This is a genomic window from Streptomyces sp. NPDC002004 (assembly GCF_053593975.1).
In genome coordinates, this window is sequence record NZ_JBSFDP010000007.1 from 64,604 (window position 1) to 80,996 (window position 16,393).

At 71.2% G+C, this 16,393-nt stretch carries 14 protein-coding genes and 3 pseudogenes; 7 read left to right on the top strand and 10 right to left on the bottom strand.

The features are described 5' to 3' along the window. The first annotated feature begins 48 nt into the window (after positions 1-48). The 4 genes from ACWCP6_RS13920 to ACWCP6_RS13935 all read left to right on the top strand — a co-directional run bounded on the left by ACWCP6_RS13920 (position 49) and on the right by ACWCP6_RS13935 (position 5,634). Positions 49-1,533 carry an MFS transporter gene (locus ACWCP6_RS13920; protein WP_450932633.1) on the top strand — a complete coding sequence of 495 codons (1,485 nt, stop codon included), beginning with the start codon at positions 49-51 and terminating at the stop codon, positions 1,531-1,533. Positions 1,534-1,891: 358 nt separating this feature from the next. Continuing rightward, a complete protein-coding gene (locus ACWCP6_RS13925; RefSeq protein WP_450932634.1) occupies positions 1,892-3,718 on the top strand; it encodes an AMP-dependent synthetase/ligase in 1,827 nt (608 codons plus the stop codon). A gap of 188 nt (positions 3,719-3,906) precedes the next feature. Further along, complete coding sequence (locus ACWCP6_RS13930; RefSeq protein ID WP_450932819.1) at positions 3,907-4,698, top strand: aldo/keto reductase; 792 nt, start codon at positions 3,907-3,909, stop codon at positions 4,696-4,698. 210 nt (positions 4,699-4,908) lie between these two features. Then, on the top strand, positions 4,909-5,634 hold the full coding sequence (locus ACWCP6_RS13935; RefSeq protein ID WP_450932635.1) for a glycoside hydrolase family 75 protein: 726 nt from the start codon (positions 4,909-4,911) through the stop codon (positions 5,632-5,634). A gap of 132 nt (positions 5,635-5,766) precedes the next feature. Here ACWCP6_RS13935 and uppS read toward each other — a convergent pair whose 3' ends face one another. Both uppS and ACWCP6_RS13945 read right to left on the bottom strand, forming a co-directional pair. Beyond that, positions 5,767-6,561 (bottom strand): polyprenyl diphosphate synthase, encoded by a 795-nt coding sequence (gene uppS, locus ACWCP6_RS13940; RefSeq protein ID WP_450932636.1) that lies wholly within the window; start codon positions 6,559-6,561, stop codon positions 5,767-5,769. Between the two features lie 150 nt (positions 6,562-6,711). Beyond that, on the bottom strand, positions 6,712-7,605 hold the full coding sequence (locus tag ACWCP6_RS13945) for a class I SAM-dependent methyltransferase (protein WP_450932637.1): 894 nt from the start codon (positions 7,603-7,605) through the stop codon (positions 6,712-6,714). A gap of 108 nt (positions 7,606-7,713) precedes the next feature. Here ACWCP6_RS13945 and ACWCP6_RS13950 point away from each other — a divergent pair. Beyond that, positions 7,714-7,912: pseudogene (locus ACWCP6_RS13950) on the top strand (phytanoyl-CoA dioxygenase); the annotation flags it as partial. Here ACWCP6_RS13950 and ACWCP6_RS13955 read toward each other — a convergent pair. Together ACWCP6_RS13955 and ACWCP6_RS13960 are read right to left on the bottom strand one after the other, a co-directional pair. Continuing rightward, a pseudogene (locus tag ACWCP6_RS13955) lies at positions 7,855-8,670 on the bottom strand (class I SAM-dependent methyltransferase). The pseudogenes ACWCP6_RS13950 and ACWCP6_RS13955 sit on opposite strands and share 58 nt — an antisense overlap. A 120-nt stretch (positions 8,671-8,790) precedes the next feature. Then, positions 8,791-9,096 (bottom strand): 4a-hydroxytetrahydrobiopterin dehydratase, encoded by a 306-nt coding sequence (locus tag ACWCP6_RS13960; RefSeq protein WP_450932638.1) that lies wholly within the window; start codon positions 9,094-9,096, stop codon positions 8,791-8,793. A gap of 112 nt (positions 9,097-9,208) precedes the next feature. Here ACWCP6_RS13960 and ACWCP6_RS13965 point away from each other — a divergent pair, with 112 nt between their 5' ends. Next, on the top strand, positions 9,209-10,051 hold the full coding sequence (locus ACWCP6_RS13965; RefSeq protein WP_450932639.1) for a helix-turn-helix domain-containing protein: 843 nt from the start codon (positions 9,209-9,211) through the stop codon (positions 10,049-10,051). A gap of 1 nt (position 10,052) precedes the next feature. On the opposite strand, the gene ACWCP6_RS13970 is transcribed toward ACWCP6_RS13965, so the two are convergent. The 5 genes and pseudogenes from ACWCP6_RS13970 to ACWCP6_RS13990 form a co-directional block, all read right to left on the bottom strand. Beyond that, entirely contained in the window at positions 10,053-10,469 is a 417-nt protein-coding gene (locus tag ACWCP6_RS13970) for a hypothetical protein (protein ID WP_450932640.1), read from the bottom strand. Between the two features lie 328 nt (positions 10,470-10,797). Next, complete coding sequence (locus tag ACWCP6_RS13975; protein ID WP_450932641.1) at positions 10,798-11,040, bottom strand: helix-turn-helix domain-containing protein; 243 nt, start codon at positions 11,038-11,040, stop codon at positions 10,798-10,800. Positions 11,041-11,472: 432 nt separating this feature from the next. Beyond that, positions 11,473-11,868: an AAA family ATPase gene (locus tag ACWCP6_RS13980; protein ID WP_450932642.1), complete on the bottom strand. Its 396-nt coding sequence runs from the start codon at positions 11,866-11,868 to the stop codon at positions 11,473-11,475. Positions 11,869-12,326: 458 nt separating this feature from the next. Then, positions 12,327-13,004 (bottom strand): annotated as a pseudogene (gene snpA, locus ACWCP6_RS13985) (snapalysin); the annotation flags it as partial. A 1,369-nt stretch (positions 13,005-14,373) separates the two neighbouring features. After that, positions 14,374-14,706 carry a hypothetical protein gene (locus ACWCP6_RS13990; RefSeq protein WP_450932643.1) on the bottom strand — a complete coding sequence of 111 codons (333 nt, stop codon included), beginning with the start codon at positions 14,704-14,706 and terminating at the stop codon, positions 14,374-14,376. A gap of 228 nt (positions 14,707-14,934) precedes the next feature. Here ACWCP6_RS13990 and ACWCP6_RS13995 point away from each other — a divergent pair, with 228 nt between their 5' ends. Next, the gene (locus ACWCP6_RS13995; RefSeq protein ID WP_450932644.1) at positions 14,935-15,789 is read left to right on the top strand and encodes a MerR family transcriptional regulator; all 855 of its coding nucleotides are present in this window, start codon (positions 14,935-14,937) and stop codon (positions 15,787-15,789) included. Positions 15,790-15,931: 142 nt separating this feature from the next. Here ACWCP6_RS13995 and ACWCP6_RS14000 read toward each other — a convergent pair whose 3' ends face one another. After that, positions 15,932-16,270, bottom strand: coding sequence for a DUF6233 domain-containing protein (locus tag ACWCP6_RS14000; protein ID WP_450932645.1), 339 nt, complete (start codon positions 16,268-16,270; stop codon positions 15,932-15,934). Positions 16,271-16,393 lie beyond the last annotated feature (123 nt).

Consider the following 16,393-nt stretch of genomic DNA (forward strand, 5'->3'; position numbering starts at 1 on the left):
TCGTACGGGGCACGGAAACTCACCGGAACGAACGAGAGGCGTGGGGACATGCGCGGATGGGGGCCGCTGACGGCGGTCTGTCTGGGGACGTTCATGCTGCTGCTGGACGTGACGATCGTGGTCGTGGCGCTGCCGGACATGGCGCGGGCGCTGCACGCGTCGCTGAGCGATCTGCAGTGGGTGATCGACGGGTACGCGCTGGCCCTGGCGGCGCTGCTGCTCGGCGCGGGTGCGGCGGCCGACATCCTGGGCCGGCGCCGGGTGCACATCGCCGGAGTGGTGGTGTTCGCACTGGCCTCGCTCGGCTGCGGGCTGGCCACCGGGCCGGGGCTGCTGGTGGCCGCGCGGGCGGTACAGGGTCTCGGCGCCGCAGCGATGTTCGCGACGACGCTGCCGCTACTGGGCTCCGTCTACCAGGGGCGCCAGCGGTCCGCCGCGCTCGGTGTGTGGGGCGCGGTCAGCGGGGCGGCGGCCGCGGTGGGCCCGGTGCTCGGCGGCGTGCTGACCGAGGGCCCCGGCTGGCGGTGGATCTTCTTCGTCAATCTGCCGGTGAGCGTGGCGGCCGTGTGGCTGACGCTGAGGGTGATGCCGGAGTCGCACGGGGACCGGGCCCGGCGGGTCGACTGGGCGGGAACGGCGGCCTTCGCCTGCGCGGCGGGCGCCGGGACGTACGGGGTCGTGCGCGCCGGTTCGCACGGCTGGGGTTCGGCGGGCGCACTGGCCGCGTTCGCGGTGTCCGCTCTGGGACTGGTGGCGTTCCTGCTGGTCGAACGCCGTGTCGCGCATCCGCTGCTGGACCTCGGGCTGCTGCGCAAGCCGGCGTTCCTGGGGGTGATGGCGGGCGGGCTCGCCTTCAACGGTGCGGCGTTCGGCCTGGTGCCGTACGTGTCGATCTGGCTCCAGACCCTTCAGGACATGAGCCCCGTCCGGGGCGGTCTGGTGTTCCTGCCGATGACCGGCGCGTCGGTCGTCGTGGCCGTGCTCGGCGGCCGGCTGCTGCACGGCGTGCCCGCGCGGTGGACGATCGGCGGCGGGCTGCTCCTGATCGGTGCCGGTGCGTGCTGCCAGGCGGTGCTCGACGCGGGTGACACCTGGACGGCACTGGTGCCGGGGATGGTGCTGGTCGGCGTCGGCACCGGCCTGGTCTCCCCGGCGCTCGCGGGCGCGGCCCTGGCGGCGGTGCCGCCGGCTCGGGCGGGCATGGCGGGCGGCGCGGTCAACACCTTCCGTCAGCTGGGCTACGCGCTCGGGGTCGCCGGGTTCGGCACGGTCCTCACCTCCCGGATGGCGCAGGACCTGCCCGCGGGTGCCTCACGCACGCTCGCGGGCGGCGGGGCGGGCGCCCTGCGCGGGGCGATACCGGACCACGCGCTGCATGAGGCGTTCGCGTCGGGTCTGGACCGGGCGGCCGTGACGGCGGGGGCCGTCGCACTGACCGCGGGGGTGCTCGTCCTGGCTCTGGTGCGGGCGGGACGCACGCCCGGTGCCCCGGCTCCGGAGCACCGGCAGGAGGCGGCGCCGGCTCGCGCGTGAGGGGCTGCCGCACACCGCACCGCGGCCGCCGAGGACGGAAAGCACCCGGCCCGTCGGGCATCCAGCCCGGCGGGCCCGCGTGCGCAGAATCGGTTACTCTCTAGTAATAACCGGATCGCGCCAACACGCCGGAAACGCGCGTAGAACCTCGGTGACCAGCCGGTACAGATTCCGTGGAGATTACGCCACCGGAACTTACTCATGCGTCAGCATTCTGTCCGACCCTTTCCCATGTGGTCGTATTTCGCAGCCTGACCAGTGCATATGCCGCGCGTACCGTCATCTCGGCACCCCTCCCGCTGAGGGCCGCCGTGGGGTACCGTCACCGGCGCTGTGCGGAGCGCCACAAGGAGTGACATTGCGCGAGTTCACCAACCCTTCGCCGGCGTCGGCGCCGCTGGTGGGCGGTCTGGCAGACGCCGTGTTCGACCGTGCCTTGGAAGACCCGCTGCATGTCAGCCTCGGCCGCAAGGACGACGACGGACAATGGCGTGATGTGACCGCCGCCGAGTTCCGTGACGAGGTAATGGCCCTCGCCAAGGGAATGCTGGCGCACGGCGTGCGCTTCGGGGACCGCGTCGCGATCATGTCCCGTACCCGCTACGAGTGGACCCTCTTCGACTTCGCTCTGTGGACGATCGGCGCCCAGGTGGTCCCGATCTACCCCACCTCGTCGGCGGAGCAGGTCTTCTGGATGCTGCACGACGCACAGGTGTCGGCGGCCATGGTGGAGCACGAGGACCATGCGATGACCATCGCGACGGTCATCGACCGGCTGCCGCACCTGCGCGGACTGTGGCAACTCGACGTCGGCGCCGTCGAGGACCTGTTCGCGGCCGGGGCGCATCTCGACGACGACACGGTGCACCGGCACCGCCGGGCGGTCACCCCCGAGTCGGTCGCCACGATCATCTACACCTCGGGCACGACCGGCCGCCCCAAGGGCTGTGTGATCTCCCACGGCAATCTCATGTACGAGGCGGACACCGTCGTCGACCGCTGGGAGCCCGTGTTCCACTCCAAGCGCGGCGACGAGGCCTCGACCCTGCTCTTCCTGCCGCTCGCCCATGTCTTCGGCCGCATGGTGGAGGTGGCGACGGTACGCGGCGGGGTCAAGCTCGGGCACCAGCCGCAGCTCAACGCGGCGGCCCTGCTCCCGGACCTCCAGTCCTTCCGGCCCACGTTCATCCTGGCCGTGCCGTACATCTTCGAGAAGGTCTTCAACGCCGCGCGCCGCAAGGCGGAGAAGGACGGCAGGGCCGGGCCGTTCGACAAGGCCGTCGAGGCCGCGGTGCGCTATGCGGACGCCGCGGAGGCCAAGGCGTTCGGCACGGGTTCGGGACCGTCGGCGGCCCTGCGGATGCAGCACCAGATCTTCGACAAGCTGGTGTACTCCAAGGTGCGGGACGCGATGGGCGGCCGGGTGCGGCACGCCATGTCCGGCGGTTCGGCGATGGATCGGAAGCTGGGGCTGTTCTTCGCGGGTGCCGGAGTCACCATCTACGAGGGCTACGGGCTGACCGAGTCGACGGCGGCCGCCACCGCCAACCCCCCGGAGCAGACCAGGTTCGGCACCGTCGGCCAGGCGATTCCGGGGACGACGGTGCACATCGCGGACGACGGCGAGGTGTGGCTGCGCGGCGACCAGATCTTCCAGGGCTACCTGAACGACCCCAAGGCCACGGACGCGGCCCTGCACGACGGTTGGCTCGCCACCGGCGACCTGGGCTCGCTCGACGAGGACGGCTACCTCACGATCACCGGGCGCAAGAAGGAGATCCTGGTGACCTCCGGCGGCAAGAGCGTGTCGCCCCAGCAGCTGGAGGAGCGGGTGCGCGACCACCCGCTGGTCGCGCAGTGCATCGTCGTCGGCAACGACCGCCCTTACATCGCGGCCCTGGTGACGCTCGATCAGGAGGCCGTCGAGCACTGGCTGACCATGCGGAACAAGCCACAGCTGAGCCCCGCCGAGCTGGTGCGCGACCCGGACCTCGAGACCGAGGTGCGGCGCGCCGTGGTGGCCGCGAACACGCTGGTCTCGCAGGCCGAGTCGATCCGTACGTTCCGGATACTGGCCCACCAGTTCACCGAGGAGCACGGACTGCTCACGCCGTCGCTGAAGCTGAAGCGGAAGGCCATCGAGCAGGCGTACTCGGCCGAGGTCGAGGCGCTGTACCGCGCCTAGGGCCTGTCGATGACGGCGACGCGGCCCGCGATGCCCGGGGAGTCGGCCACGCCACGAGCGGCGGGCGAAGGCCGAGCAGGAATGCGGCGGGCCCCGTGATCGTCGACCATGGGGGTACCACCCCACGACTGAAGGGCCGAGAGCTCGTGAGCAAGGTCCCCCCGATCATTCTGAACAACGGCCTGGAGATGCCCCAGGTCGGCTTCGGCGTGTGGCAGGTACCCGACGACGAGGCGGCACAGGCCGTCGTCACGGCGCTGGAAGCCGGGTACCGGAGCATCGACACCGCCGCCATCTACGGCAACGAGAAAGGCGTCGGGCAGGGCGTCGCCGCCTCCGGCATCCCGCGCAGGAAGCTGTTCATCACCACGAAACTGTGGAACGCCGACCAGGGGTACGACGCGACGCTGCGCGCGTTCGACACCTCCCTGGAACGGCTGGGCACGGACTACGTCGACCTGTACCTGATCCACTGGCCGCTGCCGTCGCAGAACAAGTACCTCGAGACCTACAAGGCGCTGGAGAAGCTCTGTGCGGACGGCCGCGCCAGGTCCATCGGGGTGTCCAACTTCCTGCCGGAGCACCTGGAACGGCTGATCGACGCCACCTCGGTCATCCCTGCCGTCAACCAGATCGAGCTGCACCCCTACCTCCAGCAGCGCGCCGCCCGCGAGTTCCACGCGCAGCAGGGCATCAGGACCGAGGCCTGGTCACCGCTCGGCCAGGGCAAGGGGATCCTGGAGATCCCGGCGATCGTCGCCATCGCCCAGAAGCACGGCCGCACCCCTGCGCAGGTCGTGCTGCGCTGGCACATCCAGCTGGGCAACGTCGTCATCCCCAAGTCCGTGACCCCGTCACGGATCAAGGAGAACGTCGCGGTCTACGACTTCGAACTGGACGCCGAGGACATGGCGGCGATCGGCGCCCTCAACGAGGACCGCCGGCTCGGGCCCGACCCGGCGACGTTCGACATGGTCTAGCCGTTCGACGCGGTTCAGGGGGGTTCGGCCCGACACGTCGGAGCCCACTCGGCCGTCGGACGCCGCAGGGCGCCGCTTTCCAGAACGCGCGGCCGGAAAGCGGCGCCTTTCGCGTACCCGCCCCGCTACGGGGTTGACGTGACCATGCAGAGAGGTCCACATTGCTGGCGCACCCGGTAAGGAAAGTTTCCTAACAGAAGGGTCCCCACAGTGCGCAGTCGAACGCTGTCCCTCTCCGTGGCCGCCGGTGCCGCGCTGCTCGCGGCAGCCGCCCTCCCGGCCGCCGCCCAGTCCCTCCCCGCCGGGCTCCGCTCCGGCCGTGCGACCGCCGCACCCGCCTCCACCCAGGAGGGTTCGGTGAGCGCCGCCGATCTCCTCGCGAAGGTGCAGAGCTGTACGCAGATATCGAACGGCAAGTACCGGACGGACGACGAGACGTCCGCAACGGTCCCGGTGTGCGGCAAGAACGGCGCCGTGTTCTGGAAGGCCGACATGGACGTCGACTGCGACGGCCAGGTCACGACCCACTGCAACGGCGACACCGACCCCTGGTTCCAGGACGACACGGCCTTCCACCAGTCGAACGGCAAGCCGTTGAGCGCCGAGAAGCTCCCGTACGTCGTCGTGCCGAGCTCCAGCTCCATCTGGAACTACTCGAGCGCGGGCATCAAGGGCGGCGGGGTGGTCGCGGTCGTCCACGGGAACAAGGTCGAGTACGCCGTCGTGGGCGACACCGGTCCCACGAAGATCATCGGCGAGGCGTCGTACGCGACCGCCCAGGCACTCGGTATCGACCCCGACCCGGCGACGGGCGGCGCCGACTCCGGTGTCACCTACATCCTGTTCACGAACTCCAAGGCCTCCCCCATCGAGAGCCACAGCGCCGCCGTCTCGCTCGGCGATTCGCTCGCCCAGCAGTTCCTCCGCGACAACTAGAGGGGCGACAACCAGGGGTGCCCCGGTGGCCCCGCGGCGCGGCACGAGCCCCGGGGCCGCTCCGCTCAGGTCGCGCGGCCGCCGCCGGTCGGAGCCCTGCGGCACGAGGGCCGAGCCCTGCGGCGGCGCTGCTCAGGCTCCGTAGCGGCGCTCCCGGACCGCGTAACTCCGCACCGCCCGCAGGAAGTCGATCTCACGGAAGGCGGGCCAGAACGCCTCGCAGAAGTACAGCTCGGAGTAGGCGCTCTGCCAGAGCAGGAAGTTCGACATGCGCTGCTCCCCGCTGGTGCGGATGACCAGGTCGGGGTCGGGGCGTCCGGCGGTGTAGAGATGGCGGGCGATGTCCTCCGCCGTGAGGCTGTCCGCCACCTCGCGCGGCGAATCTCCGGACTCGGCCCGCTCGTAGAGCAGTTCGCGCACGGCGTCGATGACCTCCTGGCGCCCGCCGTAGCCGACGGCCAGGGTGACATGGGCGCCGGTGGTGCAGTCGCGGGTCGCCTCGACCGCGTTCTTCAGGACGGTGGCGGTGCTGGCCGGCAGGACGTCGAGCGTGCCGGCGATGTGCATGCGCCAGCGGGCGTCCGGGCGGGCCAGACGGTCACTGACGACCTGTTCGATGATCCGCATCAGCGCGGCGACCTCTGCGTCGTCGCGGCGTCGCAGGTTCTCGGTGGAGCAGACGAAGACGGTGACGTGCCGGATGCCCAGGGATTCGGACCAGGACAGCACGTCCTCCACGTGCTCGGCGCCGTACTTGTGACCGAGGCTCGGGTTCGCCATGCCCATCTGGCGCGCCCAGCGGCGGTTGCCGTCCATGATGAGGCCGATGTGCGCGGGGAGGGGGCCGCCGCTCTCCTTGATCTGCGCGCGGAGGCGGCGGGCGTACAGGGCGTACACCGGGTTGATCAGCCGGTGGGGCGTCTTCATGCCGGACCAGTATGCCGCGCGGGCGGCCGGACACGGTGGAACCCGGCCCGCCCGTGCAGGGTGGAAACGCACGCCCCCGCGCCCGGCTGATCCGAGTGTCGCGGCCCACGGTTCAACCGGGCGCTTCCGCAGGAGGGTTGCGGGCACGCCTCACCCCGCGGGCGCCGTCGGCGTCGCCGTGTACGCGGTCTGCGCCCACAGGAGGAACACATCGGGGCGGTGGTGCAGGGACGCGTCGTCGGCGGGGTCGAGCAGGCGGTCCAGGGCGGATACGTCCTCGGATGCGAGGCGGTCCGCCAGCCCCTCGCGGCGGCGGGTGACGGACGCGACGACATGCGCGCGGGCCGCGTCCGTGAGCGGGGCCGGGAGGTCGAGCAGGAAGGTGCGGGTCCCCGTGTGGCGCAGGCCCGCCGCGGTGAGGAGGGCGGGCCAGTCCTCCGTCTCCTCCTTGGTGTCCGGGATGGCCGAGCGCATCGCCGTGAACCACTCCTCCTCGGCCGCGTCGAGCCTGCTCTGGAGTCCCGGGCGGCCGAAGCCGATGTCGCGCGGGAGACAGCGCATGGGAAGGCCGCCTTCGAGCAGGACGAGTGTGCCTCCCAGAGCGAGGGCCTCGCCGAAGGTGGTCAGGGCGGCCCGCTGGTCGCCGATGTGGTGCAACGAGCGGCCGGCCCAGAGGATGTCTGCGGGCGACGCACCGTCCAGTCCCGCGGGGAGTTCGGCGTGGTGGGTGCGGACACGGTGCGCGAGGCCCTGCCGGGCCGCCCGGTCGCGGGCCCGGTCGAGGAGCGGGGCCGCGCTGTCGACGGCGACGACGTCGGCCGTCGGGAACGCGTCGGCGAGCAGACAGGAGACGACGCCCGGGCCGCTGCCGGCGTCGACGACCGCGCGCGGCCGCGGCTGCGACTCCCGCACCCAGGCCGCCATCTGCGTGTACATCGGCGCGGCGACTTCCGCGTGTCGCTCCATCTGGGGTCCCATCACCGCCCAGTCCACGGAGCTGTGGTCGTGTGCGTCGTCGTGGGTGTGGGTGTGCGGTTCGGCCATGTGGTCCGCCTCCTAGGGGATCTCCTCCGGGACGGGAACCACCCTGTGCCGACCGCGGCCCGCAGGCCAGCAACTTTGCCGGTCCGGCAAAATTTCGGATGCACGGTCACCGGCCGCGCGGATGACGTCCAGCTGTGTCATCCGTTCCTGGTGCACGCCGCACAGCCACCACGGCACGCGTCCGCGCTTCATGGCGCAGCCCCCGCAGTATCCGGCGGTGCCGTACGAACCGGAACGGGCGGACGGCGACTACTCGCCCGTCGAACGCGCGATCCGTCGGGGGCTCGGCGTCGAGCCGCCGTCCTGAGCCGTCGGGGTGCCGCCCGCCTTCCGGTACGCCCGGAACGTGAACAGGGGATCCGGGTGCGGCACGTCCTGGCCGGGCAGCCGTTCCAGGGCGTCGGCGAGGGCGGCGCCCCCGGCCGCGTACACCCGGCCGTCCCGTACGTGTCCGGCGAGTCGGCGCGGGGTCCGTCCCTGCCCGTGGCCCGTGAACCGCGCCTCGCCTGCGGGACGAAGCCCGTGCCCGGCGGCGTGCGCGGTGATGACCGCGCTCGCGTCGGACGGGCGGGCTCCGCGACAGGGTCGACCAGGTCGTCGATGTCGCTGCCGACGTCGTGCCCCGAGTCCTTGTCGACGGTGGTGACGAAAGACGCCGCCGGGGCGCAGGACGCGCGCGACCTCGGCGACGACCGGGGCGGCGTCCTCGAGGAGGTGCAGCAGCCAGGTGGCGCCGACGGCGTCGAGGGAACCGTCGGCGAACGGCAGTCGTCTGCTGTCGGCCCGTACGACCGCGCCGCCGAGCCGGCCGGCGGCCACGGCGAGCATGCCGTGCGCGAGGTCGAGCCCGATCACCTGCAGGCCCGGGCGCGCGGCGATCCGCCGGGTGACGAGCCCCGTGCCGCAGGCCAGGTCGAGCAGTCTGCGGGCGTCGCCGGGCACCAGCCCGAGCAGGGCGTCGGCGGCGGCCCGGGCCCGGGCTTCGCCGCCGCGCGTCGCGTCGTAGACGGCGGCTTCGGCGCCGTAGTCGAGCGTAGCGACCCCGGGCGGGACCCGGGTGCGCATCGGCTTGGACGCATGGGCGTTGACCGGCCGGGGTGCGCCTGGGGCGGCGCGGGAGCGTCGGCCCGCCGAGGGGCGGCGTGGGCTCGACCGGTGCGCCGGTGCGACCGTCGTCGGGGCGGCTCAGCTCGCGCCGTGCCCCGCCGCCAGCTCCTCGACCCGCTGTGCCAGGCCGAAGTCGAGCTCGGTGACCGCGCCGCCCACACTGTGGGTGTTCACCGAGAGGGCGACGGTGTTGTAGCCGAGCGTGAGGTCGGAGTGGTGGCCGAGTTCCTCCTGCACCTGGGCGATGTGCACGACCAGCGCGGCGGCGGCGAAGTGGGAGCCCAGGCGGTACGAGCGGGCGATGCGGTCACCGTCGAGGGACCAGCCGGGCAGCTCTGCGAGCCGGTCCTCGATCTCCTTCTGCGACAGCGGTTCGACGGGCATGGCCGCGACTCCTCGGGGGACGGTGAACGGTGTTGTCCCAGCGTGCCACAGGGACGGCCGGCAAACGCCCGACCGGACCGCGAGGTGGCGGGATTCGGCTAGCGTCTGGCGTATGACCACCGCCGCGCACAGAACCGGATCCGCCTCGCCCCTCAAGGAAGCAACGGGAAACAAGGGAGTGGGGCCGCTCCTGCGCGACTGGCGTATGCGACGCCGCGTCAGTCAGCTGGAGCTGGCACTGCGTGCGGACTCGTCGGCCCGTCACATCAGCTTCGTGGAGACGGGCCGGTCCCGGCCGAGCGAGGAGCTGATCCTGCGTCTGGCGGACCATCTCGACGTGCCCGTGCGCGAGCGCAACGCGCTGCTGCTGGCCGCGGGTTACGCACCCCGCTTCCCGGAGACCTCGCTCGACGATCCGGCCATGGGCGCCCTCCGCGCGGGTCTGGAGCGGCTCATCCAGGGCTACGAGCCCTACCCGGCGCTCATCGTCGACGCCACGTACTCGGTGGTCGCCGCCAACCGCGGCATCACCATGCTCCTGGAGGGCGTCGCGGACCATCTGCTCGCACCGCCCCTGAACGCCATGCGCATCACACTGCACCCTGAGGGACTGGCCCCGCGCATCCGGAACCTGCGCGAGTGGCGGGGGCATCTGCTGGCCCAGATGGAGCGGCAGATCGCGCTCGACCGGTCCGACGCACTGCGCGCGCTGTACGAGGAGGTGGCGGCGTACCCCGTCGCCGCGAGCTCTCCGGACGACGCGGAGCCCGCCGAGCCGGTGCCGTACTTCGCGCTGCCGATGGTGATCGAGCACCACGGCCGCACCCTGTCCTTCATTTCGTCGATCTCGACGTTCAACACGCCGATGGACGTCACGGTCGCCGAGCTGGCCATCGAGACCTTCCTCCCGGCCGATTCGGCGACCGTCGAGTACCTGCGGTCGCCGACCGGCTGAGTCACACCCGCGCGGCGCGCAGCGCGGCGTACTGCAGGGCCGCGAATCCGGCGACGGTGACGGCCTGCGCGGGGATCCACACCGCTCCGGCGGTGGTCGGCGACAGCCAGGCGAACAGCGCGACGAGACTGAGCAGCGCCCAGGCGGCGTTCGCCTCGACGACGGCGCGGACGGGGAGCACCGGCGGACCGGTGCGGGCGGCCAGGACCCCCACGCCCGCGCCGAACACGGCGAGGAAGGCGCCGATGCCCAGCAGCAGTCCGCCGTCCACCCCGAGCAGCCGGCCGAGGGGGCCGGAGGCGACCAGGTAGGCGAGACCGTTGCCGGTGGTGACGACGGCGTCCAGGGCGAGGAACCGGCGCAGCATGGTGGCCGGCTCGGAGGTGCGGGCCAGGGTGGCGAGCTGAAGGGCGGACATGGCGGATCGGCCTCCGTGGGTATGGGTCGGTCCCGCAACGCGCGGGCTTGACCCGGCCCCGGGCCGAAGTGCGTCGGTCCGGGGCCGGTACGACCACTCTGCCCGGGGGCCGGGGGCCGGTCGATTACGCGGGAGGTAATGGAGAAAGGGCTCCAGCGGCCTCTCCATGCCAGGTCAGCGGGCTGTCGTGCAGTAGATGGAGTCTTCTCCGTGACCTGCTTTGCGAGGCCCCGGGGACGCCTCAGTCATTCGTGCTACCCCTTCCGGAACTGAGCGCGTGGAGGCCGCATTCGAGACGCGGCCTATACGACGTGCTGAGGTGGGTGAGTCAGTTGCAGGACGCGGTCTCTCGTTTCAGCAGGTCCACGTAGTCGGCGAGGTACTCGGGCGGCACCAGCCGCCGGCGGCCGATGCGAACGGTCCTGAGGCGCCCCAGGCGAATCTCCTCGTAGACCGTTGAGCGGCCGATGCCGAGCGCCGTCGCGGCCTCTTCCGGCCGGTAGAGCACACGCTGGGGCGCGGCGTTGGTGGTGCTCCCGTCGTCTCGTGACTTGGGCGAGGGCGTCGTCACCGCGCGCTCCCTTCATGGTTCGCGTCGGACAGTCGGACACGTGGGACACATCCGGGCCGGGGGTGTCCGGGTAGTAGCGGCCTCCGGCACTCTTCGTGAGCTGACCCGCGTCGGCCATGCGGGAGCAGTAGCGACGAACGGTGTCCGCGTCGATGTCCGGCAGCGCGGCGACGATGTCCCGGGGGCGGACGCCGGGGTTCTGCCGGACGTACCTGAGGATTGCCGCACGCGTGTCTCCGATGGTGTGGTCGGAGACGGGCCCGTCGAGCATCTGCCAGGCGCCCGAGGCGGATTGGAACTTCAGGGCGTACTCGGCTTCGTCGACGTCGCGGCCGGTGACGTGGAGGATGCCGTCGGCTTGCCCGCGGGCGCGCTTGAGTACGAGCGTGGCGTCCGCGGCTCCTGCGATCCCGTTGGTGCCGGACACCTCGGTCAGGAAGTCGTCCGCGCCGGCCTTGCGGACGTGGTGGACCAGGACGACGGCGATCCCGTAGTGATCCGCGATCCGCTTGGCGTAGCCGACGGCGACGTAGTCCGCGTCATATGCGGAGACACCCTGTGGGGCGGCCCCGCGCATCTGACCAGGGTCAGCCCGGCCGGGGCCGCCTGCCCTCCCAGGATCTTGCCCATACGGGTCTGGAGACGGCGAGGAGTGTCCTCCAGTGCGAGGTAGAGCACGGGGCCGCCTTGGACAGGCAAGGAGTCGAAGGCGTGCCCGCCGGCCGCGACCGCGAGGCCCAAGCCGAGTGACAACCACGACGCCGGCATACGCATCACCTGGACGCTCCGCCCCGTTTTCTTCATACCGCCCGCACACCGACAGGACATCGAACTCCCCGCCTGTGCATACGAGGCTGCCGCGTCGCTGTCGGATGATGCATGAGATCTGAGCTGGGTCCTGGCCTGCAGGTGGATGAGCGAGAATGTTGATACTTTTGCGCGAGGCGCCCTTCACTCGCTATTCCGTCCTCGGGGGTGTGAGGGCTGACGGGTGCGAGTCAGTGGCGAGGAGATCGGAGCACCCCAGCACCCGCCATCCTCAACAGTGAGCCGCTTCCCACTTGGGAACGCAATCACCTCCAGGGCGTGCAGTGGATCGGACGCCACGGACCGTGGCCCGGCGTCACGGTCCGTACCGGCGGTGCAGCGCTCGGGTCTTCAGTGGGCTGGTTCGCCGTGCCCGGGGCTACGGGCGGTGCCGCCAGTGCAGCGCTCGGGTCTTCGGCGGGCTGGTTCGCCGTGCCCGGGGCTACGGGCGGTGCCGCCAGTGCAGCGCTCGGGTCTTCGGCGGGCTGGTTCGCCGTGCCCGGGGCCTGCGCGAGTCCGTTGGCCCACAGCTGGTCGACACGCGAGCGCTCGGTGACGTTCGGGTAGCGGTTGGTGCAGGACGGGCCGGGGCTGCCGCCCGACATCAGCTCACTGCACGCCCCGCTGTAGTCGTCCGGCAGGCCCAGCACGTGCCCGGTCTCGTGGGTGACGACGCGGATCGAGTCGTACTGCTGGTTCTGGGCGTAGTCGAGGAAGACGTAGCCACTTCCGTGACCGTTGGTGGAGGCGTGAGACCCGCGCGGGTCGTTGCCCTCGTAGTAGGAGAAGTCGGCACCGCTCGAAGCCTCCTGGAGCTTGACGTTGGACTCGGAGCTGTTCCAGATCGAGGCCGCGCTCGCTATCTGCGAACGGAAGCTCGGTGCCCGGGAGGCGTCGTAGTAGAGGGTCACCGCCTGCGCGTTGGGCTGGGCGGCGCGCTTCTCGGCGACCGACTTGAGCACAGCCTCGAAGAACGCCTTGTTGTTCGCGGCCTCCTCAACCGACCCGTCGTACCGCGCCACGGAGGTACCGGCGGCAGCGGACGGGGTGGCGGCCGTCTGGGCGCTCGCCGGCACCGCCGCGCCCAGCGCGCTGGAGGCCAGACCCAGGCTGAGAGCGAGGGTGAGGAGTCTCGCGGACGTTCGGGACGACTTCATGTGGGGGCTCCTACTCACTCGGTGACGCCGAGCGCCACAGTGCGCGGTCGACTCTGCGTGAACACCGGTTCCGAACTGCAGCGACGTCCTCTGGGTCGTCATTCTTAGAACGGCTCAACAGGGAGCGCAAAGGGTCCCGCCACTACCCCGCCACGTAGATCCCGGGGACCTCGCCAGGGCAGTGCACGGGTCTCCGGTCCGCTACACGGCGGCAGGAGGCAAAGCTGCCGCGGCGTCAGAAGCCTTACACCACGGGGCAACGGGCGTGCAGGCTGACCGGGCGGAATCCCGGTACGCGCGGAAGGATCCACATCCGGGCCAAGACGGACAAATCCACAGATGTCTGCCGTGTCGCATCTACTAAGCACGCCGGTTGATTGGCGAAGCGCCGTGACCGACGTCACAAAATGCGGGATTCCGCTTCTTCGCTCCACCGGCCCCGGGTCGCCCCCAGGGAGTCACCCTCGGAGCTGGGCGACATCCCTCACCGCTGAGCCGCCGACCGGTGGGCATCGACCGGCGTCCCGGTCGACCACGAGACGGTGGGCGGCGGCTTGGGGTGTCGAGACAGTCGGCGCACTCCGGGGTGCGCGAGTACGAATACCAGGCCGCGACTTGAGTGACCGGAACCCCCGCGGCGACCTCCATGACCGCGTGATGCCGCTGCTCGACCACACTCAACTCCACCAGCACGGCCCCGGCCCTCCCTGCGCACGCCGATCGGACGCGCACAGCCGAGCCGAGGCAAGACACCACTTCCCTCAGCCCAGTGAGTTACAACTTTCTTTAGTGGTTCAAGGCACCCGGCTCCGCTCCGCGCGACGCTCCTGCCTTCGGCCCGCTCCGCGCGCGCTGCGCCGACGCGCCCACATGGATAGGGCCCGAGGGCCATGAGTCGATCACCGCATCGCGCGGCCCGCGGTCGAAGCATGCCTCCGGGGGGGGGGCGCTCAGGCTCCGGGATGGACGGGGCCGCCGTTCGCGGGCGCCGGCCCGAGTGTGGCGTGCGCGGGGGAGCTCCCATCCCGCCTGCCATCGACCCAGGCAGAGCCGAGCGGGCGTGGGTCGACGGCAGACGGGATGGAAGCTGGGGAAGGTGGTGGGTTGAGGGGGCGATCAGGTGGTGCTCGCCGCGTTGCCTCACACGTGCGCGAGGCAATCCCAGGGCACGACGGGCGCGTTGAAGCGAACGGGCTCGGCGCGTACGACAACGACGGCAGGGCTTCCGGGAGCCGCTCGGAACGGGATCGCACCCCGAGCCACCGGAAGGCCCTGCCTTCATGCGCGTACCGCCGGAAGATCACCCGACCGGGGACTCCGGTCGGCCCGCACGGTCCAAGGCCGGCCCGAGGGACGGCCCGGATGCGGACTAGACGTCCGTCGAGGCGCTGGCGATGTGGCAGTTGTACCTGTCGCCGTCCACCAAGGAGCCCCTCGGGTTGGTCTGGCCGGAGTAACGGGACATCCAGGGGCCGTAGATGGTGATCGAGTAGGGATAGGTGGGCGAGTCGCACTTCGACTTCACCCGGTACCTTCCGAATCCCGAATAGCAGTGGGCGATTGCCAGGTTGTCCTCGCCGTTGAACGACGCCTTGCAGTCGTCTACGGCCGCCTGGGCCGGGCCTGCGCCGACGACCAGACACGTGGTCAGCCCGAGAGAGGCCACCGCTGCCTGCACCGTCACCTTGGCGATACGTCTCATTCCGTGATCCTTCATACGTGGTCGGCAAAAGTCCCGCGTCACGCTAAGAGGTGATCGTTTAGGCGGTCAACAGGTTTATTCCCCTGCAACTCTCCCTGTCTGAAGCGCTGTTGGGGGTGACCCCCGCGGTGGGCCAGTGAGCAGGGGACACCCGGGACGGGCGCCACGACCGGTCCGGTGCGGGCGCTGCTTGACTCTCGGGCAACCGGAGACGGCACAGTCTTCCCCGTGAACAGGACGCACCTGCTGCCGATCGGGCAGTTCGCTCAGGCCAGTGGTCTCTCGGTCACCGCTCTGCGGCACTACGACGCAAGTGGTGTGCTGGCACCGGCATTTGTCGACCCTGACAGCGGCTACCGCTACTTCCGGCGCGACCAGGTCCGGACGGCCCAGCTGATTCGGGCGCTGCGGCAGCTGGACATCCCGATCGAGGACGTGCGTCGTCTGCTGGCACGCGGCGAGGACGGTGCGGACATGGCACCGGCGCTGCGTGCGCATCTCGCAGCCGCGGAGCGCCGACTCGAAGTCCAGCGCTCGGTGGCCCGCAGCCTCTTGGCCCGTCTGACCGAAGGAGCAGGGATGAACCACCGCATCACCATTCGCCAGGGCGCTCCCCAGCGAGTGCTGGTCTGCAGTGCGACGCTGAGCCAGCCCGGCCTGGACGCGTTCATGCGCAGCAGCTACCAGGCCATGTACACCGTCGCCGGTCAGGGTCCGCTCACCTTCACGGAACCCGCGTTCGCCCGCTACCACGGGGTGTGCGACGAGGAGAGCGAGACCTTGGTCGAGGCGTGTCTGCCGTTCTCGGCCGTGGGTGCCCAGCCGGAGCACGTGCCCGAGGGCATGTACGTGCTGGACATCCCGGAGGCCGAGTACGCCGGCACGACGGTGACGGGTACGGCGGCCGCGTTCCCCGAGATCCACAGCGCGTACGACGCGGTGGCGAACTGGATCACCGAGCACGGTTTCGCCTTCGCCGGCCCGGTCCAGGAGGTGTTCCGCCGCTGGACCGGCACGCCCGGTCACCCGGAGAACCGTCTGGAGATCGCCTGGCCGATCGAGGAGGCAACGGCCGCCGCCTGACCAACGGTCCAAACGGCCACCGTCCGACCACCGGTCCAACGGCCGCCGTCCGAGCACCGGTGCCCACATGACCGCGCCGTGGCGACGTCGGGGGGGGACGCTCCGGGGACATCGTCACGCATCCGCCGAAGGCACCGGCACATCAGTCCAGCAGCCCCAGCTCGGTGTCCGGGCGGCAGTGCGCGCAGGCTTCGACGCCCTCGGCGATCGCCCGCACCGCCTGGTCCCGCGGGACCCCGTGGATACGGTCGCCCGCCATGTGGCAGCCGCCGACGTGCACGGTGACGGGGTGCCGGTGCTCGCCGATGCCGTACTCCAGCAGCCAGTCCGGCGCGGGCGGCCGGGCCCGGGAACCTCGCCGCGTCTCCGCCTCGCGGCGCTCCTCGTCCGCGATCCACCGCCGGGTGCGCTCCAGGTCCGCGAGCTGGACGCGTTCCAGGAAGCGCAACAGAGCGAGACGGGGCGAGAGGCTATCGGACACTTGTTCGAGTCTAGTCCCTGCGAGCAGGCTCGACGAAGCCCCCGCCCGCTCAGGAGCGCAGCGCCAGGGGGCCGGGGCCTGCGTCCCGCTCAAGCGCAGCGCCAGGGGGCCGGGGCCTGCGTC

Coding starts and splice junctions, on each gene's coding strand:
- ACWCP6_RS13920 (WP_450932633.1), top strand. CDS start 49: ATGCGCGGATGGGGGCCGCTGACGGCGGTCTGTCTGGGGACGTTCATG.
- ACWCP6_RS13930 (WP_450932819.1), top strand. CDS start 3,907: ATGCCCCAGGTCGGCTTCGGCGTGTGGCAGGTACCCGACGACGAGGCG.
- uppS (WP_450932636.1), bottom strand. CDS start 6,561: ATGAAGACGCCCCACCGGCTGATCAACCCGGTGTACGCCCTGTACGCC.
- ACWCP6_RS13945 (WP_450932637.1), bottom strand. CDS start 7,605: ATGGCCGAACCGCACACCCACACCCACGACGACGCACACGACCACAGC.
- ACWCP6_RS13960 (WP_450932638.1), bottom strand. CDS start 9,096: ATGCCCGTCGAACCGCTGTCGCAGAAGGAGATCGAGGACCGGCTCGCA.
- ACWCP6_RS13965 (WP_450932639.1), top strand. CDS start 9,209: ATGACCACCGCCGCGCACAGAACCGGATCCGCCTCGCCCCTCAAGGAA.
- ACWCP6_RS13970 (WP_450932640.1), bottom strand. CDS start 10,469: ATGTCCGCCCTTCAGCTCGCCACCCTGGCCCGCACCTCCGAGCCGGCC.
- ACWCP6_RS13980 (WP_450932642.1), bottom strand. CDS start 11,868: ATGTCCTGTCGGTGTGCGGGCGGTATGAAGAAAACGGGGCGGAGCGTC.
- ACWCP6_RS13990 (WP_450932643.1), bottom strand. CDS start 14,706: ATGAGACGTATCGCCAAGGTGACGGTGCAGGCAGCGGTGGCCTCTCTC.